Below are 19,898 nucleotides of genomic sequence, written 5' to 3' on the forward strand. Positions count from 1 at the left end.
ACCGGCTCCTCAGAAGTCGGCCTCCTCGCCCCCCATCAGGAGCGCGCGGTCCCGTGCGGCCACCACCGCCGCCGACAGGCTCGCGATGTCGTAGGCCCCGTGGTGGCGGCGGCCGTTGACGAAGAACGTGGGCGTGCCCGAGACGCCGCTGAGGTCGGCCGACTCCACGTCCAGCTCGACCCGGTGGGCGCCGCGCCGCTTGCGCAGCGCCTCGTGGAAGGCGTCCACGTCGAGCCCGATCTCCTTGGCGTGGGCCAGCAGGTCGCGCGCCTTGAGGGCGTCCTGCCGGGTGATCAGCAGATCCCGCATCGCCCAGAACTCGCCCTGCTCCGCGGCCGCCTCGGCGGCCTCCGCCGCGAGTTGGGCGTGCGGGTGCACATCGGTCAGCGGCAGATGCCGCCAGACGTAGGCCACGTCGCCGAAGTCGGCGAGCAGTTCGCGCACCACGCTCTCGGCCTGGCCGCAGTAGGGGCACTCGAAGTCGCCGTACTCCACGACCGTGACCGGCGCGTCCAGCGGGCCGCGTACATGGTCGCGCTCGGGGTCCACGGGGTCGGCCAGGTCCACCACGGACTGCGCGGTGCCCAGCAGCGCCCGCGCCCGGCGGGCCCGCGGCAGCCGGGCGGTCACCAGCGCCACCGCGGTGGTGCTGAGCATGGCGAAGACCACCGCGCTGAGCACGCCGATCTTCGCCTCGTCGAGTTCCCGGCCGTCGAAGGCGAGGGTGGCGATCAGCAGCGACACCGTGAAGCCGATGCCCGCGATCGAGCCGCCGCCGAGCACCGCGGCCCAGCCCACCGGCGGCCGCATCCGGCCCTTGCTGAGCCGGGTGGCCAGCGCGGACGTCCCGACGATGCCGAGCGGCTTGCCGAGCCCGTAGCCCAGCAGGATGCCCAGGGTGATCGGCGAGGTGAAGGCGTCGGCGAGCAGCGAGCCGTTGATCTTGATCCCGGCGTTGGCCAGGGCGAACAGCGGCACGATCACATAGCTGCTCCACGGGTGCCAGATCTGCTGCAGCCGGTCGTTGGGGGAGACCGCGGAGGCGATGCCGAGGCGCGCCTCCCGCTCCAGCTCCGCGGTCGGCTGCTCGCGGAAGGACCGGAACAGCCCCGTGGCCCGCTCCAGCGCGTCCCGCGGTGCCGGGTAGGCGTACGACATCAGGCCCGCCACCAGGCCGACGACCAGCGGGTCGACCCCGGAGTGCAGGAACGCCACCCAGGCGGTGACCCCCAGCACCGTGTAGACGATCCCGCGCCGCACCCCGCAGTTGCGCACCCCCAGCATCGCCGCCAGTGCGCCCACGCCGATCAGCAGCGGTGTCCAGGTGATGTGGTCGCTGTAGGCCACCGCGATCACCGCCAGCGCCAGGAAGTCGTCCACCACCGCCACGGTCAGCACGAAGGTGTGCAGCCGCCGCGGGAAACGCGAGCCGAGCAGCGCCAGCATGCCCAGCGCGAAGGCGGTGTCGGTGGACATCGCGGTGCCCCAGCCGTGCACCGAGGAGCGCCCGGCGTTGACCGCGAGGTAGATCGCGATCGGCACGACCATGCCGCTGAGCCCGGCGAGCAGCGGCAGCGGGATCCGCCGCCGGTCGCGCAGTTCCCCCATGTCGAACTCGCGCCGCGCCTCCAGCCCCACCACCAGGAAGAACAGCGTCATCAGGCCGCTGTTCACCCAGTCGCGCAGATCCAGGTCGATGCCGTGGTCGCCCAGCGTCACGGTCAGGTGCGTCGTCCACACCGAGTCGTAGCTGCCCGGCGCGATGTTCACCCAGGTCAGCGCGGCCAGGGTGGCGGCCAGCAGCACCGCGGCGCTGCCCGTCTCGGTGCGGATGTACGCCCACGCCGCGGCCGCCGTCGTACGGTCGCTCTCGGTCCGACCCGTCAAGGGCGTCGCAGACCCCCGGAACATCCAGCCTCCCACCAGTGCTCTTGTCTCCTCACACCCTGGCACGTGCGGGCCCCCGGCGGCGCGCCGGGCCGGTGGACGGACACCCGCCGCGTCCGCTCGTGAAGGGCGTACGCGATACCGCCCGCGTGCGGCCCTTGGTGGGAGGATGGATAACGGCTGGGAACACCCGGCCGGCGACCAGACGCAGGACGACGAGGGGCGGTCGGTAGTGGCGGACGATGCCGTGATCGGCCGGACCGGGGAGCTGCTGATCGGCACCCGCGGTACCGCGGGGCCCGGAGAGGTCCTGGTATCGGTCCGCGGCGGTACGGAGGCGTTCCTCGCCTGGTCGGAGGAGCCCCTGCCGCGGGGGACGACCGTGCTCGTGGTGGAATCCCGTGGCAGCCGTCAGGTGGACGTCATCGAGTGGGCGGATCCGCTGGACGCGCTGGACGCGCTGGCCGAATGAGCCGGCGCAGGTGAAGGAGACGAAGGATGTTCGGTTACCGCGTTCCCGCGCCGGATGAGGCGATGCTGATCTCCGGCGGTCGGCGTGGACTGGGGGGTGCGCCGTTCCGTGTGGTCACCGGCCACGGGAAGTTCGTTCTCCCCGTCTTCCGCAAGACCCGCTTCCTGACGCTGGCCATGTGCGAGGCGGAGGTCGCGGAGACCTGTGTGACGAAGCAGGGCATCGCGCTGACGGTGAAGGCCGTCATCGCCTTCAAGGTCGGCAACGACCACGAGAGCATCGTCAACGCGGGCCAGCGGTTCCTGTCCGACCAGGACCAGATGTCGATCCTGACCGGGCGGATCTTCGCCGGTCACCTGCGGTCCATCATCGGCTCGATGACGGTCGAGGAGATCGTCACCGAGCGGCAGAAGCTGGCCACCGAGGTGCTGGAGACCTCCAAGACGGAGATGGCCAAGATCGGCCTGAGCGTGGACTCGCTGCAGATCCAGTCGATCGACGACGGCGACACCGGCTACATCGACGCCATGTCGGCGCCCCACAAGGCGGCCATCCAGCGGCAGGCGCAGATCGCCCAGGCGCAGGCCACCCAGGCGTCGGTCGAGGCGCAGCAGGTCGCGGCCCGCAACCAGGCCGAGTACGCCCGGCAGACCGCGGTGGTGCAGGCGGAGTACTCGGCGCAGATCGACCGGGCGCAGGCCCAGGCCGCCCAGGCCGGTCCGCTGGCCCAGGCGCACGCCCAGCAGGAGGTGCTGGCCGCGCAGACCGAACTGGCGCTGCGCGCGGCGGAGTTGCGCCAGCAGCAGCTGGTCGCGGAGATCGTCAAGCCCGCCGAGGCGGAGGCCGAGCGGATCAGGGTGCTGGCCGTCGCCGACGCCGAGCGGATGCGGATCCAGGCCGCCGCCGCGGCCTCGCACGACCGGGTGGCGCTGGACCGGATGCTGATCGACCAGCTCCCGCAGATCGTCAAGGAGGCGGCAGGCGGACTGGCCGGCGCCAACGTCAACGTGCTCAACGGCGCCGACGGCCTCAGCGAGATCGCGGCGGGCCTGGTCAGCCAGGGGCTGACCATCCTGGACTCGGTCCGCAAGAACCTCAACGGCGGCGACGGCGGCACGGGGGAGGACTCCGACAACCTGCCGGCGCTGCGCGGCCTGGTGAGCCCGTCGGACGGCCGCAACGGCAAGGGCAAGGGGAAGGGCGGCGCGCCCAACGACGGCCCGATCGACGTCGACTGACCGGCCCGCCGATTCGCACCGACCGAAAGGGCCAGGACCTCCGCTACCGCGCGCGGAGGTCCTTGACCCGCTGGATCTTGCCGACCGAGCGCTCCAGCGTCTCCGGGTCCACGATCCGCACCTCGACCGTCACCCCCACGCCGTCCTTGATCCCGCGGGCGATCGCCTCGGCGCCCGCCCGGCGGACGTCCGCGGGGGTGTCGGCGCGGGCCTCGGCGTAGACCGCCATGTGGTCCATCCGGCCCTTGCGGGTCAGCTCGATCCTGAAGTGCGGTGCCACGCCCGGGGTGCGCAGCACGATCTCCTCGACCTGGCTGGGGAAGACGTTGACGCCGCGCAGGATGATCATGTCGTCGCAGCGGCCGGTGACCTTCTCCATCCGCCGGAACGCGGGCCTGGCGGTGCCGGGCAGCAGCCGGGTCAGATCGCGGGTGCGGTAGCGGATGACCGGCAGCGCCTCCTTGGTCAGGGAGGTGAAGACCAGCTCGCCGCTCTCGCCCTGCTCCATGACCTCGTCGGTGAACGGGTCGACGACCTCCGGGTAGAAATGGTCCTCCCAGATGTGCAGACCGTCCTTGGTCTCCACGCACTCCTGCGCGACGCCGGGGCCGATCACCTCGGACAGGCCGTAGATGTCGACCGCGTCGATGCCGACGCGCTCCTCGATCTCGCGCCGCATCTGCTCCGTCCAGGGCTCCGCGCCGAAGATGCCGACCCGCAGCGAGGTGGAGCGCGGGTCGACGCCCTGCCGCTCGAACTCGTCGAGCAGGGTGAGCATGTACGACGGAGTGACCATGATGATCTCGGGGCGGAAGTCCTGGATGATCTGCACCTGACGGGCCGTCATACCCCCGGAGGCGGGGATGACCGTGCAGCCCGCGCGCTCGGCTCCGTAGTGCGCGCCGAGGCCGCCGGTGAACAGGCCGTATCCGTAGGCGACATGGACCTTGTCACCGGGGCGGCCGCCCGCGGCGCGGATCGAGCGGGCGACGACGTCGGCCCACATCGACAGGTCGTTCTCGGTGTAGCCGACCACGGTGGGGCGGCCGGTGGTGCCGCTGGAGGCGTGCACGCGCCGCACCTCGGACATCGGCACCGCGAACATCCCGAACGGATAGGTGTCGCGCAGATCGGCCTTGGTGGTGAACGGGAACCTGGCGAGGTCCGCGAGGGTACGGCAGTCGTCGGGGCCGACACCGGCCGCGTCGAACTTGCGCCGGTACAGCTCCACATGGTCGTAGGCGTGCCGCAACGTGGCCCGCAAACGGGTGAGTTGAAGCGCCGTCAGCTCCTCGCGCGTCAGCGCCTCGGCCGGGTCCGGGGAGCCGGTCTCTTCGCCGCTCATGATCTCGCCTCCGCTCCGGCGCCGCCGCCGGTCTCGCTGTCCGCTCCGCGCAGCGCCCGGCTGCGGCCGCGGAACTCGGCCACCAGCTCGTCGCCACGGGTGACCCGTACGTCGTAGATGCCGCTGCGGCCGTAGCGGGCCCGCTCCTGCGCGGTGGCCAGCAGGGCGTCGCCCTCGTGCGCCGGGGCGACGAAGTCGATGTCGGCCGCGGCGGCGACCGTCGGCGCGCCCCGGGTGTTGCAGGCGCACGCGAAGGCGGTGTCGGCGAGCAGGAAGACATAGCCGCCGTGGGCGATGCCGTGCCCGTTGACCATGGACGCGGTGACGATCATCCGGGCCACCGCGACCCCCTCGCCGATGTGCAGCAGCTCGATCCCGAGACCGCCCGACGCGCGGTCGGACGCGAACATCGCCTGCGCCGCGAGGAGCCCCGCATCGCTGCCCTGAGTCACCGTTGCCCACCGTCCTGTGGAGGTGCCGACCGACCATTCGGTCCGGCCGCTCTCCCGCTAAAAAATCAGCATCGGGGCAGGCTGTCAAGGTCGCCCGTCCCGGACCTGTCGCGCAGGGCCGGTACGAGGGCGGCGAGCATCAGCGCGGCGGTGGCGGCGAACGCCGCCGGGTAGCCGGTCCAGGCCGCCACCGCGCCGAAGCCGACCGCGCCCGCGCCCATCCCGGCGTCGTAGCCGACGTTCCACAGCGCGCTCACCGTGCCGTATCCGGAGGCGGGGACCCGGGCGTACATCAGCGACAGGGTGGAGTTCTGGGCCACGCCGAAGCCGACGCCGAACAGGGCGACCCCGCCGAGCACCGCGACCGGGCTGGTGGTGAGCGCGGTGAGCAGCATCCCGGCGGCGGACAGCAGCAGACCGGGCAGCACCAGCCCCGCCGGGCCCCGGCGGTCGCCGATCCGCCCGGCGAACCAGCGGGCCAGCGTGGCCGCGGCGGGCTGCACGAAGAGCGCGGCGGCCACCAGGCCCGAGTACCGGGCCGGGACCGCCAGCGGGAGGAAGGTCACGATGATCCCGGCGCCCAGCGCGGTGGTGGCGAACACCAGGGCGGGGCGGGCGAGTGACGCCGTGCGGAGCCCGGCCACGACGCCCACCGGCCGCTCGGCGGCGGGTCCGGCATCGGGTCCGGCGGCGGGCTCGCGGCCGGGCAGCCCCGGCACCACCACGACGACGGCCAGCGCGAGCACCCCGCCGGCCAGCGCGACGGGCGTGTAGCCGACATGCGCGGCCAGCCACACGCCGAGCGGCAGGGCCAGCAGCGACGGCACCCCGGAGACGATGCCCGCCAGTGCCAGGCCCTCGCCGCGCCGCTCGGCCGGGATCAGGGCCGCCGTGAGCGCGCCGCCCGCCACCACGGTGAGCGCGAAGCCCAGGCCGCGCACCAGGCAGACCGCCGCGATCCACACCATGCCGTGCCCCGCGGTCAGCACCAGCGCGGGCGCGCCCAGCAGCACCAGGCCCGCGCTCAGCGCCCACCGGTAGCCGTAGCGCGCGACCAGCCGCGGCGTGGCCAGCTCACCGAGGACCGTGGAGAGCATCAGCGCCCCGGTGGCCAGGCCCGCCGCGCCGCCGCCCCCGCCGGAGTCCTTCGCGTAGAGCGGGACGACCGACAGCAGCAGGAAGAAGCTCGCCGAGGCGCCGATCACGGTCACGAACCGCAGCAGCAGCGCACGGGTGACCAGCGGCGGCCTGGCGGCGGCACCGACGGCGGCAGCGGCGTCCGGCTGCCCGAGGAGCTTGCTCGAAGAGGTCATGTGCTCGACCGTAGGTTCCCGCCGGATCGCCAGTAAGCTCCATTTCCATGCCGCTGGAGTGGGCCGGTTTGTCGCCGGACCTGTTGCTCGTGATCGACCGGGAGAGCGCGGAGCCGCTGCGCGCCCAGCTCGAACGCCAGGTGCGCGACGCCATCAGGTCCGGCCGTCTGCAGGTCGGGGAGCGGCTGCCCTCCTCGCGGGAGCTGGCGGCGGGGCTCGGGCTCTCGCGCGGCCTGGTCCAGGACTGCTACGCCCAACTCCAGGCCGAGGGCTATCTGGTGACGCGGGTCGGCTCGGCCACCCGGGTCGCCGCCGGTGCCTGCGGGCCGCCCGCGCACGCGACCCCGCCCGCCGCCGCGCCCCGCCTCGTCGCCGACTTCCAGGCGGGCGTCCCCGACCTCGGCGGCTTCCCCGTCGCCGACTGGATGTGGGCGATGCGGGAGGCGGCCCGCACGATGCCCACCTCCGCCCTCGACTACGGCGACCCGCGCGGCAGCGCGCGGCTGCGGGACGTCGTGGCGGGCTATCTGCGCCGGGTGCGCGCCGCCGCGGCCGACCCCGAACGGCTGGTGATCTGCTCGGGCCACGCCCAGGGCCTCAGCCTGTCGCTGCGCGCCCTCGCCCAGTGCGGCGTCACCACGGTCGCCTACGAGGACCCCGGCGCGCCCACCCTGATCTCCGCGGTCGCCGCGTGGGCGGGCATGACGGCCGTCCCCGTACCCGTCGACGCACGCGGCATCGACGTGGCCGCGCTCGACGCGACCGGCGCCCGCGCGGTGGTCGTCACCCCCGCGCACCAGTGGCCGACCGGGGTGGTGCTCGCCGCCGAGCGGCGGCTCGCGCTCATCGAGTGGGCGGTGCGCAGGGACGCGGTGATCATCGAGGACGACTACGACGCGGAGTTCCGTTACGACCGCGAGCCGGTCGGGGCGCTGCAGGGGCTGGCCGCCGACCGGGTGATCGGTATCGGCACCGTCAGCAAGTCACTGGTCCCCGCGCTGCGGATCGGCTGGCTGCTGTGCCCGCCCGCGCTCGCCGGGCAACTCGTGGAGAACAAGCGGCTGAACGACCGCGGTTCACCCACGCTGGACCAGCTCGCCCTGGCCCGGCTGATCGAGTCCGGCCGCTACGACCGGCATCTGCGCCGGATGCGGGCCACCTACGCCGCCCGCCGCACCGCGCTGGTCGACGCGCTTGCCCAGTACGCCCCGGGCGTCGAACTCACCGGTCTCGCCGCGGGGTTCCACGCCGTCGGCCACCTCGGCGATGCCGACGAGCAGGCCGTCGTCACCGAGGCGCGGAAGCGGTCCGTCGGCCTGTACGGGATGAGCGCCAACCGCTCGACGCGGTCGACCACTCCCGCCCAACTCGTCCTGGGATTCGGGAACGTGAACGAGCGGGCCATCGCCGAGGGCATCGCGGCGGTCGCCGATCTGCTTGCCTGACCGCCCTGTTCACGTCTTCCCGAACTTCATGTACGTGAATGCGGGACACGAGTGTGTACGACGCTAGGCCGACATCCCTGCCCTGTCAACGCCCTTGGCGCGCATCACGCGAGCTCTGTCAGACCTCTTGACGTGCGGCCCGAAGAGCAACACCCTTGTGCGTCAAGCAGGTTAGGAACCTTTCCTAACTAATCGGCGGCTCGCCCCCACAACCGTCAAGGAGCTCGGACCATGGCTCGACCCGTGAAGCGGCTGGCGTCCCGCGCCGTCGCGGCCTGCGCGTCGTTCGGACTGCTGGCCACCGGCGGCGGCACCACAGCCAGCGCCGCGACCGCCCCGGCCCACCCCTTCCCCGCGCACGTGACCTACCAGGTCGGTGTGATGCCCAGCGCCTCGCAGGCCACCCGGGACGCCGCGGTCCAGAAGGCGTACGACTCCTGGAAGAGCACGTACCTGGTCAAGGGCTGTGCCTCCAACGAGTACTACGTCTCGACCAAGGGCGACGACGACGCCCCCAACAACGGCACCGTCTCCGAGGCGCAGGGTTACGGCATGAACATCGTGCCGCTGATGGCCGGTTACGACGCCAACGCCAAGGCCGAGTTCGACGGCCTGTGGCAGCTGGTGAAGGACCACAAGGACGGCGACGGCCTGATGCAGTGGCAGCTCGACGGCAAGAGCTGCAAGTACGCCGACAGCGGCACACCCGACTCGGCCACCGACGGCGACCTCGACATCGGCTACGGGCTGATCCTCGCCGACAGGCAGTGGGGCGGCTACACCGCCGACGCCAAGGCGTGGCTGGCCTCCTTCTACGCCCATGACGTCGCCTCCGACGGCCACCTCAAGTGCGAGGACGACGGACCGGGTACGGACACCCGCCCCTCCGACATGATGCTCGACCACCTGCGGGCCTTCGCCGCCTACGACAGCGCGCACGACTGGAACAAGGTCGTCACCCGCACCGAGGCCGTCATCAGCGAGTTCACCGGCACGTACTCCTCGTCCGCCGGACTGCTCTCCGACTTCGTCGTGGGTGCCAACACCACCACCCCGAAGCCGGCCCCGGCCAACTACCAGGAGGACCAGCCCGACAACATCGTCGGCTACAACTCCCTGCGCGTGCCCTGGCACATGGGCACCGACGCGCTGGTCAACGGCTCCTCGACGGCCGCCGTCGCCTACGCCACCGCCAAGAAGGAGTCCGCCTGCCTGAAGTCGCTGTCCGGCGGCAACCCGGCGAAGGTGCAGCCGCACATCAAGCTGAACTGCGCCAACGGCAACGTCTCCGGTGACACCCAGGCCGAGGAGGCGGGCGACTCCGCCGGTCCCTCCGCGATGGCCGCCGGCGACCAGGCGTGGACCGACGCCATCTGGAAGCAGCTCGCCACCAACCCGTTCGGCGACGCCTACTACGGCGAGACGATCAAGATGCTGGTCTACCTCGTCATGGCGGGCGACTACTGGAACCCCGCCACCGCCTGACCCGGCCGGCCCCCGCACTGCTCCTCCGTACGCCCTGCGACGGGACCGCGGGCGTACGGGGGAGCGCCAACTCCCTTACGGGAAGCCCCACTCCCTCATCCTCCACCCCCCACCTCTGGAGGCAGTCATGCACGTCCACCCGCACACTCGAACCGTCCTCGCCGCGAGCGCCGCGGCCGCCGCGGCGCTGGCCCTGACGGCCGCGGGAGCCGGATCCCCGGCGTCGGCCGCGCCCGCGGCGCGCACCGTAAACGTGTCCACCGCCGACCAGCTGACCGCGGCGCTGGCCGGCGCGCAGCCCGGCGACACCATCAAGCTCGCCAACGGCACGTACCAGGGCGTGTTCACGGCCGCCGTGCCGGCCACCGCGTCCGCACCGATCACCCTGACCGGCGGCGCGGGCGCGATCCTCGTCTCACCCGGCGTCTCGCCCGGCGTCAACGGGTACGGCCTGTGGCTCAACGGCGCGCCGTACTGGCACGTGAAGGGCATCTCCGTCGCCAACAGCGTCAAGGGCATCGTGATGGACGCCTCGCCGCACGTGACGATCGACGGGGTGACCGTCAGCAACATCGGCTACGAGGGCGTGCACTTCCGCTCCGGCAGCGACCACGGCCTGATCGAGAACTCCTCGGTCCACGACACCGGCACCACCCACCCCGAGTACGGCGAGGGCGTCTACATCGGCTCGGCGAACAGCAACTGGGACAAGTACGCGGGCCCGACCGGCGTCGACGCCTCGGACTACGTCCAGGTGCTGAACAACCACATCGGCCCCGGCGTCGCCGCCGAGGGCATCGACATCAAGGAGGGCACCCACTCCGGAGTCGTCCGCGGCAACACCCTCGACGGCACCGGCGAGAAGAACAAGAACTCCGGCGACTCCACCATCGACGTCAAGGGCGACGGCTACGTCATCGACGGCAACAAGGTCTCGCACCCGTTCCTCGACGGCTTCCAGGTCCACAACGTCTACGACCCCTACGGCTGCGGCAACACCTTCACGAACAACACGTTCACCATCAGCGCGGCCAAGGGCTACGGCATCAACGTCACCGACAACAGCGGCTGCAAGACCAAGAACACCGTGGCCTCGTCCAACACCTCCAGCGGGGGCAAGGGCCTGACCAACATCCCCGTCACCAAGTAACCGACCCGGAGTACAGACATGACAAGACGCCCATCCGTCCGTGGCGTGGCGGCCCTCTTCGCGGTGGTGACGGCCGTGCTCGTCGCGCTGCTCACCGCGCAGCTCGGCTCCTCCAGCTCGGCCTCCGCCGCGTCCAACCAGCAGGCGTTCCTGACCTTCTACGGCTGGTACGACAACACCCCGCCCGGCGGCGACATCTCCTACCCGGTGCTGCACGACACCGCGGGCGGCACGGGAACGTACGCCGACGCGATCACCTTCGCGTCGTCGACGGCGGAGGTCCCCAAGGGCAAGCGGATCTGGGTGCCCAGAGTCGGCAAGTACTTCATCCTGGAGGACTCCTGCGAGGAGTGCAGCGCCGACTGGAGCGGCCACGGGCCCAACGGCGGCCCGAACCTCTACCACTTCGACCTGTGGCTCGGCGGCCAGGGCGGCAACGCCTTCAACGCCATCGACTGCGAGGACGCCCTCACCCACTACAACGACGACAACACCCCGACGCTCGAACCGGTGATCATTGACCCGCCGTCCAACGAACCGTACGACTCCACGCCGATCTTCAACACCAAGACCGGCGCCTGCTACGGCGGGGCCCAGCCCAACACGACCGTCGGCCAGTACAAGAACGTCTCCACCGGGCAGTGCATCGACAACCCGGGCAACAGCACCTCCACCGGCACCACGCTGGCCACCAAGGCGTGCGACGGCAGCGCGGAGCAGACGTTCACCTTCCACGGCGCGTTCCTGGTGAGCAACAACCACTGCGCCAGCATGTCGGGATCGGCCATCAAGCTCGCCGCCTGCGACGGCGGACCGAACGAGCAGTGGTCGGTCAACCCGAACCTGACGATCTCCGACATCCAGACCGGAAAGAAGTGCTTCCGGGCCACCGGCAGCACACTGAGCGCGGGCAGTTGCTCGGGCGCCGCGAGCCAGTGGAACTTCACCCCCGCGGGCGGCACCCCGCCCACCAGCCCGCCGCCCACCACGCCGCCGCCGACCACGCCGCCGCCGACCACGCCGCCGCCCGGCGGTGACACCCTGCTCTCCCAGGGGAAGACGGCCACCGCCTCGTCGGTGGAGTCCTCCTCCTACCCCGCGAGCAAGGCCGTCGACGGCAACCTCACCTCCACCCGCTGGGCCAGCAAGGAAGGCGTCGACCCCCAGTGGATCAGCGTCGACCTCGGCGCCTCCGACCGGATCAGCCACGTGAAGCTCAGCTGGGAGGCGGCGTACGCGAAGTCGTACACGGTGCAGACCTCGGACGACGGCTCGACCTGGACCACGATCTACTCGACCACCACCGGCAACGGCGGCACCGACGACCTGACCGGGCTGAGCGGGACGGGCCGCTACGTCCGGGTCAACGGGACGGTCCGCGGCACCACCTACGGCTACTCCCTCTACGAACTCCAGGTCTACGGCAGCACCTCCTGACCTGACCGCACACCGGCCACCGAAGCTCCCCCGGCGCCGACCGGGGGAGCTTCCCGGTGGTGTGGCAGGATGCCCTCGCCGTGCCTCACGGCCTCGGCATCCCCACGCGGAACAGAGCAGCAGTATGCTGCGGCGCCTGCCTCCCGAGCCGGAACGGGCCCGGTGGCGAGCGCCACGAAAGGAACGTCGCAATGCGGGAGTTCACCTACACCGGCTGGACCACCCGGGTGGTGTTCGGCACCGGCACGCTCGACGGCCTGCGGGAGGAGGCCGAACGGCTCGGCCGCTCCCGGGTGCTGGTCCTCACCGGTCCCCGCCAGGCCGCCCTGGCCCGCAAGGTACGCGGCCTGCTCACCCCGCTGGCGGTCGGCGAGTTCACCGCCGCCGCCCCGCAGACCCCCGTCGAGGTCACCCGGCAGGCTCTCACGGCCGTACGGGAACTCGGCGCCGACTGCCTGGTGGCCGTCGGCGGCGGCTCGGTCACCGGGCTCTCCAAGGCGCTGTCGCTGCGTACCGGACTCCCGCAGATCGTCGTGCCCACCACCTACGCGGGCTCCGAGGCGACCCCCGTACTCGGCGAGACGGAGGACGGCGTCAAGACCATCCGCTCCGGCCCCGAGATCCTGCCCGGCACCGTCGTCTACGACGTCGCGCTCACCCTCGGGCTGCCGGTGCCGCTCTCGGTCACCAGCGGCATCAACGCGCTGGCGCACGCCGTGGAAGCGCTCTACTCCGAGCAGGCCGACCCGGTCACCGACGAACTGGCGCTGCGGGCGATCACCCTGCTGGCCGGGGCGCTGCCGGCGATCGCCGCCGACCCCGCGGGCACCGACGCGCGCGCCGCCGCGCTGGAGGCCGCCTGGCTGGCCGGCACCTGCCTGGGCACCGCCAGCATGGGCCTGCACCACAAGCTCTGCCACACCCTCGGCAGCGCCTTCGGGCTGCCGCACGCCGAGACCCACTCGGTGCTGCTGCCGCACGCCATGGCGTACAACGCGCCCGCCGCGCCCGGCAGCATGCGGCGTATCGCCCGGGCACTGGGCGCGGCCGACGCCCCGACCGCCGTGTACGACCTGGTCCGCGGTCTGGGCGGGCCCACCTCGCTGCGTGAACTGGGCCTGGCCGAGGACGACCTGGCGCGGGCCACCGAACTCGCCATCGCCACCCCGTACCCCAACCCGCGCGCCGTCACCCGCGACGGCGTCAGCTCGGTGCTGCGCGACGCCTGGCAGGGCGTCCGGCCGAAGCCCGCCGACCCGGCGGCGGCCGGGCTCGGCACCCTCCTCGACCAGGTCACCGCCAGCTTCGCGAAGGCGCCCGACGCCCGCACCCGGGAACTCCTCACCGACCTGGTGCGCCGCCTGCACGGCTTCGTCGCCGACAACGGCCTCACCGACGAGGAGTGGGGCCACGCCGTCGACTTCCTCACCCGCACCGGGCAGACCAGCGGTCCCACGCGGCAGGAGTTCGTACTGCTCTCCGACACCCTGGGCGTCTCCAGCGCGGTCGACCTGCTCACCAACTCCCGCACCGCGGGCAGCACCCCCTCCGCGGTCCTGGGCCCGTTCTACGTGCCGGGGCCGCCGGAGATGGCCGACGGCGCCGACATCGCCGAGGGCCTGCCGGGCGCCCCGCTGCACGCCGCCATCGAGGTGACCGGGGCGGACGGCCGCCCGCTGGCGGGCGCGGTGGTGGACGTCTGGCAGGCCGACGGCAAGGGCTTCTACGACGTGCAACTGCCGGAGCTGGAAGGCCCGGTGCTGCGCGGGCGGTTCAGGACCGACGAGGCGGGCCGGCTGCGGTTCCGGTCGATCGTGCCCCGGGAGTACCCGATCCCCGCCGACGGCCCCGTGGGCCAGATGCTCAAGGCGGTGAACCGGCACCCGTTCCGCGCCCCGCACGTGCACTTCATGATCAGCGCCCCCGGCCACCGGCGGCTGGTCACCCAGCTCTTCGTGGACGGCGGCGCCTACCTGGACTCCGACACCGTCTTCGGCGTCAAGGACGCCCTCGTGGTGGACTTCCCCGAACGGCCGGGCCCCGCCCCCGACGGCACGCCGGGGCCCTGGCACGCGCTGGAGTACACCTTCCGGCTCGCCGCCGGGTGACGGGCCCGGCGGGGCCGGTCACCCCACGGCTCCACCGGGACGTCAGGCCGCGAAGCCGCCGTCCACGGCGATGGCGGCGCCGGTGACATAGCGGCCGCCCTCGCCGACCAGGTGGGCGACCGTCTCGGCGATGTCCGACGGCTGACCGTAGTGGCCCAGCGCCGTCAGACCGCTCTGGAAGTCGGCGCTCGGCCCGTCGGCGGGGTTCATGTCGGTGTCGATCGGGCCGGGGTGGACCAGATTGGCGGTGATGCCGCGCGGGCCCAGCTCGCGCGCCAGCGCCTTGGTCATCCCGGTCAGCGCGGTCTTGCTCGTCGCGTACAGCGTCCCGCCCGCGAAGGCGACCCGCTCGGCGATGCAGCTCCCGATGCTGACGATCCTGCCGCCCTCGGTCATGTGCCGAAGTGCCGCCTGCGCGGCGACGAACGGCGCCCGCACATTCACCTCCAGCACATGGTCGATGTCCTCGAGCGTGATGTCCTCCACCGGACCCAGCAGGCCGACGCCCGCGTTGTTCACCAGGATGTCGATGCGCCCGAACCGCGCCGCGATCTCCTCCACCGCGGCCCGAACCGCCCGCGGGTCAGCGCTGTCGGACCGTACGGCCCAGGCGCGGCGGCCCATTTCGGTGATCTTGTCCACCACCCGCGCCGCGCGCTCCTCGTTGCCCCGGTACGTGAGCGCGACATCCGCCCCGTCGGCCGCCAGCCGCAGTGCCACCGCCTCGCCGATACCCCGGCTGCCGCCGGTCACCAGTGCCACCTTGCCGTCGAGCGTCGCTGCCATGATCGTTCAACTCTCCTTCGTCTCCTCTGACATGACGATGCTCGGCGCTCGGGGCAGGGGAGTCTGGCGGCATCCGGACGTCGCGCTCGGCGACGTGCTGAGAGGCGTGGCAGGCCGGGCGCGGCGGCGGTTGATGAGGACCACCCCGAGCACGGAGACCGCGCCGCCGAGCAGGGCAGCCGGGCGGGGGACCTCGGACAGCCAGACGAAGGAGACGGCGAGCGCCACGGGCGGCACCAGGTAGAGGGCCGCGGTGGAGGCCGACAGCGGCAGCCGGGCCACCGCGTACCCCCACAGGACGAACCCGAGGGCGGAGGGCAGCAGACCGAGGAAGACCGCGGCCACCAGCGCCCCCGCCGACGCGCCGGCCACGCCGTGGACGGCGGCGGGCGCCAGCGGCAGGGCGAGGACCGTGCCCGCCACCATCGCGTAGGTGGCGACCTCCAGGCCGCCGCGGTGCCGCAGCAGCGGCTTGGACGCGACGTGGTAGACGCCCTGGACGACGGCCGCGGCCAGCACGACCAGCGCCCCGGAGGAGAACCCGCCCGCGCCGCCCGCCAGCGCCACGACGGCCGACCCCGTCAGCGCCACGACGCTGCCGACGACGACCGCGCGGGTGATCGGCTCCGCCAGGAAGCCCGCGCCCAGCAGGACGCTGAAGACCGGCGCCACCGCGATCAGCAGACTCGCGGTCCCGGCCGCCACATGGACCTCGCCCCAGTTGAGCAGCAGTTGGTACGCGGTCATGCCGGTGGCGCCGCACAGCGCGATCAGCGGCAGGTCCCGGCGCCGCGGCGGTCGTACGCCCGCGAAGGGCGCCACCACGGCCAGCGCGACGGCGGCGACGGCCAGCCGCAGGAAGGACAGCGCGGCGACACCGAGGCCGTCGACCCCGACCCGGATGGCGGGGAAGGCCGAGGCCCACAGCACGACGGTGCCCGCGAGGGCGAGAAAGCGGGGGGAGGCGAGGGCCGCGGTCGCGGAGGCGGCCGGTGCGGTCGAGGTCGAAGCGGTGGTGGTCGAAGCGGTGGCGGTCACGCTTTCCAGGCTGCGTCCGGTACGACCAAAGGTCCAGTTAGTCTTTTTCTGCGAAACCGTAAGCTGAGCTATTCTTCGCTCTTCGCGCCCCGCCGGGCCCGGGAGCGGTAGCCCGCGATCTTCGCCAGGTTTCCGCAGCGCTCCATGGAGCACCAGCGGCGGCGGCGGGCCTGCGAGTCGTCCAGGAAGAGCAGGGAACAGGCCGGGTTCTCGCACTCCTTGACGCGGGCGAGCAGGGGGCCCGAGACCAGGAGCACCGCGTCGCGGGCGACCGTCGCCAGGGTGGCGGGAGCGGGGTGCCGGGCCTGCCAGAGCGGTGCCGGAAGCGGCCCGCCCTCGCCTTCGTCCTCACGGACGGCGAGTTGCGGGATCAGGTCGGGGCGGGCCGCGGCCTCGTTGACCCGTACGACGTCGGCCGGGTCCGGCGTCCGTCCGTCCATCCCGCCCCGCACCAGCCGGTACAGCGCCTCGCGCAGCTCACGGGCGTGGGCCAGATCGGCCGCGGCGGCCGTGGGTGCCTCCGGTCCGCCGGTCAGACCCGCCTCGGTGATCCAGCGCGCCAGCGCCGCGGTGTCGGGCAGCCGCTCGACGGGCGTGCCGTGCCGCTTGCCGAGCGTGGCCACGAAGTCGAGGCACGGCCGCCCGCCGATGAAGGGGAACGCCATGACGGGGTCGGCGGCGGAGGCGGCGGACATGTCGGCCTGTGCGGCGGTGTTCGCGCTGGTCGGGTCGGTCGTGCGGGCCATGGGGTGACTCTAGCAGGTTGACACCGGTTCATGTGGTGTCGCAGGATCGACACCAGTTGAACCGGTGTCGACGAGAGAGCAGGTGTCAGCATGCGTGCGGTGCGGGTAGAGGAGTTCGGTGGTCCCGAGGTACTGGTCCCGGTGGAGGTGCCGGATCCGGTGGCGGGACCGGGGCAGGTACTGCTGAGGGTCGCCGCGGCGGGGGTGAACCGGGCGGACGCGCTCATCCGGGCGGGCAAGTACCACCGCGCCGGACGGCCGCCGCTGACCCCCGGGCTCGAAGCGGCCGGGACGGTGCTCGCGGTGGGGGAGGGGGTCACCGGATTCCGCCCCGGCCAGCGTGTGATGGCGATGGCCGAGTCCAACAACCCGGGCTTCTACGCCGAGTTGGCGGCCGTGCCCGCCCACAAGGTGGTGGCGCTGCCCGACGGGGTCGATCCGGTCGCGGCGGCCGGACTGCCCGTCGCCTGGCTGAGCGCCTGGTACAGCCTGAACCACCTGGCCCGGCTGGCGAAGGGCGAGACCGTCGTCGTCCAGGCCGCGGCCAGCGGTGTCGGCAGCGCCGCCGTACAGATCGCGGCGGAGGCGGGCGCGCGGGTCGTGGCGGTGGCACGTACGGCCGACAAGACGGAGTGGGCCGCGAGCCTCGGCGCGCACGAGACCGTCGACACCTCGGTCTTCGAGGGTGACGCGGTGGTCGACGAGGTGCTGCGGCTGACCGGCGGGGAGGGCGCCGACGTGGTGCTCGACACCGTCGGCGGCGACACCTTCGGGTACAGCCTGCGCCAGGCGGGCTTCGCGGGCCGGGTCGTCGCCCTCGCCAATGTCGCGCTGGCGCCCAGCACCATCGACACCCGGCACTTCTACCCGAAGAACGTCTCCATCCACGGCTTCCAGATCACCGGCCTGGTCGAGCACGGCTACGACCCGCGCCCCGATCTGCTGGCGCTCGTCGAGCGGGTGGCCACCGGTGCCTACCGGGTGCCGGTGGAGGCGACCTTCCCGCTGGAGCGGGCCGCGGCGGCGCACGAGCGGCTGGAGCGGCGGAGCAACCGCGGCAAGGTCGTCCTCACCATGGGCCAGGACTGAGCGGCCCGCTCACCGCGTGGCAGGCGAAGCAGAAGGAAACCTTTGCCCATTGCCGGAGGATCTGTAAGGATTTCTGCATGCTCGATGTACGGCGCCTGCGGATACTCCAGCACCTCGCCACCTACGGCACGGTCGCGGCGACCGCCGAGGCCCTGCATCTGACCGCCCCGGCCGTCTCCCAGCAGCTCGCCGTGCTGGAACGCGAGGCCGGGGTGCCGGTCCTGGAGAAGCAGGGGCGCACCCTGCGGCTCACCGCGGCCGGCGAACTCCTGGTCGCCCACGCGGAAGTCGTCCTCGGCGACCTCGCCGCGGCGGAGTCCGACCTCGCCGCGCTGCGCGGCGGCACGCGCGGGATCGTGCGTGTCGCCGCCTTCGCCTCGGCCGCCCGCACCCTGCTGCCGGGCGTCTGGCAGCGCCTGGCCGCGGCCCCCGTCGGCCGCGCCCTGGCGCTGCACCTGGTCGAGCAGGAACCCGACGACGCGCTCGAAGCGCTGCGCAAGCGCGAGACCGACCTGGCCGTCGTCCACGGCTACACGGTGCTGCCGCGCAGCTTCCCGCCGGGCTGCGAGCAGTCGAAGCTGCTGGACGACCCGGTGCTGCTCGCCCTGCACCCCGACCACGCCGCCCGCCTCGGCCTCGGCCCGGACGACGCCGCGGACCTCGCCCGCTTCGCCGAGTCGCCCTGGCTCACCCCCGCCCCGGACACCTCCTGCTACGAGATGATCCAACGGGCCTGCGGTGCGGCGGGTTTCGTCCCCGCGATCCGCGCCCGCAGCAGCGACTTCTCGGTCCTGACCGCACTCGTCGCCTCGGACGCCGGCGTCGCCCTCGTCCCGCGCCTGGCCCTCCCCGAGACCTCCGCCCCCCTCTCCCTCCACCCCCTGACCCGCCCGGTCACCCGTACCGTCTTCGCCGTCAGCCGCACCGGCACCGCCCGCCGCCCCGACCTCCGCCACGTCGTCGACCTCCTCCGCGAGGAGGCCGCCCGCCACTGACGCGGGCCGGGCGTCAGGCGCGGCCGGTGGCGGTGGGCCGCCACACCGCCAGGTCCTGGCACTGCCAGCTCAGCAGGTGAGTCCGCGGTTCCGGCGGAAGGTGCCCGAAGCCGCCCGCGGACACGCTGATGCCCACGACCAGCCATGCGCGCCAGCGCGGGCCGACACCCCGGCCGTCGGCGAAGACCTGCGCGCCGTCCACGTACCAGCGCACGTCGTTCGCGCCGAGGACGACCCGCAGCCGGAAGGGCCGGCCGGGTGCGACGACGTCGTCGGGCGTGAGTCCGGCAGGGCGCACATGGTTGGTCAGCTCCAGCAGCCGCGGGTTCGTCGGGTGGTACTCGAAGAGGTCGACCTCGCCGTGCCCGGGCTGCGGGCGGTTCTCCGAGACGTCCCGCCCCCATGTCCACAGCGCGGGCCACGCCCCGCGGGTGGCGTGCACGGTGCAGGTGGCCGACACCGCGTCGCCCGGGCGCAGTTCGAAGCCGCCCGGGGCGTACTCGGTCGACACCAGATCGGCCTGCCACACATCGCCCGCGGCCCGCCGCGCTCGGAAGACCCCCGAGGAGGTGGGGGCGAACTCGGGCCCGATCTGGTCGAGTTTGTTGTCGCCGGGATTGCGCCCGTCCTCGGGATACGCCGAGGTGCGGCCCACCGCCCAGGCCGTAGGGTCCGAGAACGGCGCGTCGAACACGACCCGCCCGCCCGGCGGTTGCTGCACGTCCACGACCAGCCTCCCGTCGATCCGGCCCCCGGCACGCGCCCCGGTTGCGCGGGACCGACCGGATCTTCCCAGTGAAGACGGGCGCGACCTGCGCGGACAACGGCGTACGGGGGTACGCGCCGGGTCGCCGGTACTGTCACGCCCGGCGTGCACGGCGTGCACGCCGTGCCTTCACGCGGGCTTCTCCG

17 protein-coding genes are annotated in these 19,898 nt (G+C 72.9%); 9 read left to right on the forward strand and 8 right to left on the reverse strand.

Features of this window, described 5'->3' with window-relative positions; all coding sequences use genetic code 11:
- Positions 1 to 9: 9 nt before the first annotated feature.
- Positions 10 to 1,911 carry a Na+/H+ antiporter NhaA gene (nhaA, locus tag AB0M29_RS29400; RefSeq protein WP_365388012.1) on the reverse strand — a complete coding sequence of 634 codons (1,902 nt, stop codon included), beginning with the start codon at positions 1,909 to 1,911 and terminating at the stop codon, positions 10 to 12.
- A gap of 145 nt (positions 1,912 to 2,056) precedes the next feature.
- Here nhaA and AB0M29_RS29405 point away from each other — a divergent pair, with 145 nt between their 5' ends.
- Together AB0M29_RS29405 and AB0M29_RS29410 are read left to right on the forward strand one after the other, a co-directional pair.
- A complete protein-coding gene (locus AB0M29_RS29405) occupies positions 2,057 to 2,359 on the forward strand; it encodes a hypothetical protein (RefSeq protein ID WP_365388014.1) in 303 nt (100 codons plus the stop codon).
- Positions 2,360 to 2,385: 26 nt separating this feature from the next.
- Entirely contained in the window at positions 2,386 to 3,597 is a 1,212-nt protein-coding gene (locus AB0M29_RS29410) for an SPFH domain-containing protein (RefSeq protein ID WP_365388016.1), read from the forward strand.
- Between the two features lie 43 nt (positions 3,598 to 3,640).
- Here AB0M29_RS29410 and paaK read toward each other — a convergent pair whose 3' ends face one another.
- The 3 genes from paaK to AB0M29_RS29425 form a co-directional block, all read right to left on the reverse strand.
- The gene (gene paaK, locus AB0M29_RS29415; protein ID WP_365388019.1) at positions 3,641 to 4,942 is read right to left on the reverse strand and encodes a phenylacetate--CoA ligase PaaK; all 1,302 of its coding nucleotides are present in this window, start codon (positions 4,940 to 4,942) and stop codon (positions 3,641 to 3,643) included.
- Positions 4,939 to 5,352, reverse strand: a complete 414-nt coding sequence (paaI, locus tag AB0M29_RS29420) for a hydroxyphenylacetyl-CoA thioesterase PaaI (protein WP_365388136.1) — start codon at positions 5,350 to 5,352, stop codon at positions 4,939 to 4,941. The genes paaK and paaI overlap by 4 nt, the downstream gene beginning before the upstream one ends.
- Before the next feature lie 107 nt (positions 5,353 to 5,459).
- On the reverse strand, positions 5,460 to 6,707 hold the full coding sequence (locus AB0M29_RS29425) for an MFS transporter (protein ID WP_365388021.1): 1,248 nt from the start codon (positions 6,705 to 6,707) through the stop codon (positions 5,460 to 5,462).
- Positions 6,708 to 6,754: 47 nt separating this feature from the next.
- On the opposite strand from AB0M29_RS29425, the gene AB0M29_RS29430 reads away from it, so the two are divergent.
- The 5 genes from AB0M29_RS29430 to AB0M29_RS29450 all read left to right on the forward strand — a co-directional run bounded on the left by AB0M29_RS29430 (position 6,755) and on the right by AB0M29_RS29450 (position 14,332).
- The gene (locus AB0M29_RS29430) at positions 6,755 to 8,152 is read left to right on the forward strand and encodes a PLP-dependent aminotransferase family protein (RefSeq protein ID WP_365388023.1); all 1,398 of its coding nucleotides are present in this window, start codon (positions 6,755 to 6,757) and stop codon (positions 8,150 to 8,152) included.
- A 231-nt stretch (positions 8,153 to 8,383) separates the two neighbouring features.
- Positions 8,384 to 9,637 carry a glycosyl hydrolase family 8 gene (locus tag AB0M29_RS29435; RefSeq protein WP_365388025.1) on the forward strand — a complete coding sequence of 418 codons (1,254 nt, stop codon included), beginning with the start codon at positions 8,384 to 8,386 and terminating at the stop codon, positions 9,635 to 9,637.
- Between the two features lie 127 nt (positions 9,638 to 9,764).
- Positions 9,765 to 10,787 carry a right-handed parallel beta-helix repeat-containing protein gene (locus AB0M29_RS29440; RefSeq protein WP_365388028.1) on the forward strand — a complete coding sequence of 341 codons (1,023 nt, stop codon included), beginning with the start codon at positions 9,765 to 9,767 and terminating at the stop codon, positions 10,785 to 10,787.
- Between the two features lie 18 nt (positions 10,788 to 10,805).
- Entirely contained in the window at positions 10,806 to 12,224 is a 1,419-nt protein-coding gene (locus tag AB0M29_RS29445) for a discoidin domain-containing protein (protein ID WP_365388031.1), read from the forward strand.
- A gap of 191 nt (positions 12,225 to 12,415) precedes the next feature.
- Positions 12,416 to 14,332 (forward strand): maleylacetate reductase and hydroxyquinol 1,2-dioxygenase domain-containing protein, encoded by a 1,917-nt coding sequence (locus AB0M29_RS29450; RefSeq protein ID WP_365388034.1) that lies wholly within the window; start codon positions 12,416 to 12,418, stop codon positions 14,330 to 14,332.
- A gap of 42 nt (positions 14,333 to 14,374) precedes the next feature.
- Here the strand turns inward: AB0M29_RS29450 and AB0M29_RS29455 are convergent, their stop codons facing one another.
- The 3 genes from AB0M29_RS29455 to AB0M29_RS29465 all read right to left on the reverse strand — a co-directional run bounded on the left by AB0M29_RS29455 (position 14,375) and on the right by AB0M29_RS29465 (position 16,902).
- A complete protein-coding gene (locus tag AB0M29_RS29455; protein WP_365388035.1) occupies positions 14,375 to 15,118 on the reverse strand; it encodes a 3-oxoacyl-ACP reductase family protein in 744 nt (247 codons plus the stop codon).
- A 6-nt stretch (positions 15,119 to 15,124) separates the two neighbouring features.
- On the reverse strand, positions 15,125 to 16,156 hold the full coding sequence (locus AB0M29_RS29460; protein ID WP_365388037.1) for a DMT family transporter: 1,032 nt from the start codon (positions 16,154 to 16,156) through the stop codon (positions 15,125 to 15,127).
- 68 nt (positions 16,157 to 16,224) lie between these two features.
- Complete coding sequence (locus AB0M29_RS29465; RefSeq protein WP_365388039.1) at positions 16,225 to 16,902, reverse strand: ABATE domain-containing protein; 678 nt, start codon at positions 16,900 to 16,902, stop codon at positions 16,225 to 16,227.
- A gap of 90 nt (positions 16,903 to 16,992) precedes the next feature.
- Here AB0M29_RS29465 and AB0M29_RS29470 point away from each other — a divergent pair, with 90 nt between their 5' ends.
- A complete protein-coding gene (locus AB0M29_RS29470) occupies positions 16,993 to 17,991 on the forward strand; it encodes an NADPH:quinone oxidoreductase family protein (RefSeq protein WP_365388042.1) in 999 nt (332 codons plus the stop codon).
- Positions 17,992 to 18,068: 77 nt separating this feature from the next.
- Positions 18,069 to 18,986: a LysR family transcriptional regulator gene (locus AB0M29_RS29475; RefSeq protein WP_365388044.1), complete on the forward strand. Its 918-nt coding sequence runs from the start codon at positions 18,069 to 18,071 to the stop codon at positions 18,984 to 18,986.
- 13 nt (positions 18,987 to 18,999) lie between these two features.
- On the opposite strand, the gene AB0M29_RS29480 is transcribed toward AB0M29_RS29475, so the two are convergent.
- Positions 19,000 to 19,713, reverse strand: a complete 714-nt coding sequence (locus AB0M29_RS29480) for a beta-glucanase (protein WP_365388046.1) — start codon at positions 19,711 to 19,713, stop codon at positions 19,000 to 19,002.
- Between the last annotated feature and the right edge of the window lie 185 nt (positions 19,714 to 19,898).

Source organism: Streptomyces sp. NPDC051976 (genome assembly GCF_040680795.1).
Taxonomy (GTDB): domain Bacteria; phylum Actinomycetota; class Actinomycetes; order Streptomycetales; family Streptomycetaceae; genus Actinacidiphila.

Excerpts from the sequence above, each read along its gene's own strand:
- nhaA (WP_365388012.1), bottom strand. The coding sequence starts at position 1,911 with ATGTTCCGGGGGTCTGCGACGCCCTTGACGGGTCGGACCGAGAGCGAC.
- AB0M29_RS29405 (WP_365388014.1), top strand. The coding sequence starts at position 2,057 with ATGGATAACGGCTGGGAACACCCGGCCGGCGACCAGACGCAGGACGAC.
- AB0M29_RS29410 (WP_365388016.1), top strand. The coding sequence starts at position 2,386 with ATGTTCGGTTACCGCGTTCCCGCGCCGGATGAGGCGATGCTGATCTCC.
- paaK (WP_365388019.1), bottom strand. The coding sequence starts at position 4,942 with ATGAGCGGCGAAGAGACCGGCTCCCCGGACCCGGCCGAGGCGCTGACG.
- paaI (WP_365388136.1), bottom strand. The coding sequence starts at position 5,352 with ATGTTCGCGTCCGACCGCGCGTCGGGCGGTCTCGGGATCGAGCTGCTG.
- AB0M29_RS29425 (WP_365388021.1), bottom strand. The coding sequence starts at position 6,707 with ATGACCTCTTCGAGCAAGCTCCTCGGGCAGCCGGACGCCGCTGCCGCC.
- AB0M29_RS29430 (WP_365388023.1), top strand. The coding sequence starts at position 6,755 with ATGCCGCTGGAGTGGGCCGGTTTGTCGCCGGACCTGTTGCTCGTGATC.
- AB0M29_RS29435 (WP_365388025.1), top strand. The coding sequence starts at position 8,384 with ATGGCTCGACCCGTGAAGCGGCTGGCGTCCCGCGCCGTCGCGGCCTGC.
- AB0M29_RS29440 (WP_365388028.1), top strand. The coding sequence starts at position 9,765 with ATGCACGTCCACCCGCACACTCGAACCGTCCTCGCCGCGAGCGCCGCG.
- AB0M29_RS29445 (WP_365388031.1), top strand. The coding sequence starts at position 10,806 with ATGACAAGACGCCCATCCGTCCGTGGCGTGGCGGCCCTCTTCGCGGTG.
- AB0M29_RS29450 (WP_365388034.1), top strand. The coding sequence starts at position 12,416 with ATGCGGGAGTTCACCTACACCGGCTGGACCACCCGGGTGGTGTTCGGC.
- AB0M29_RS29455 (WP_365388035.1), bottom strand. The coding sequence starts at position 15,118 with ATGGCAGCGACGCTCGACGGCAAGGTGGCACTGGTGACCGGCGGCAGC.
- AB0M29_RS29465 (WP_365388039.1), bottom strand. The coding sequence starts at position 16,902 with ATGGCCCGCACGACCGACCCGACCAGCGCGAACACCGCCGCACAGGCC.
- AB0M29_RS29470 (WP_365388042.1), top strand. The coding sequence starts at position 16,993 with ATGCGTGCGGTGCGGGTAGAGGAGTTCGGTGGTCCCGAGGTACTGGTC.
- AB0M29_RS29475 (WP_365388044.1), top strand. The coding sequence starts at position 18,069 with ATGCTCGATGTACGGCGCCTGCGGATACTCCAGCACCTCGCCACCTAC.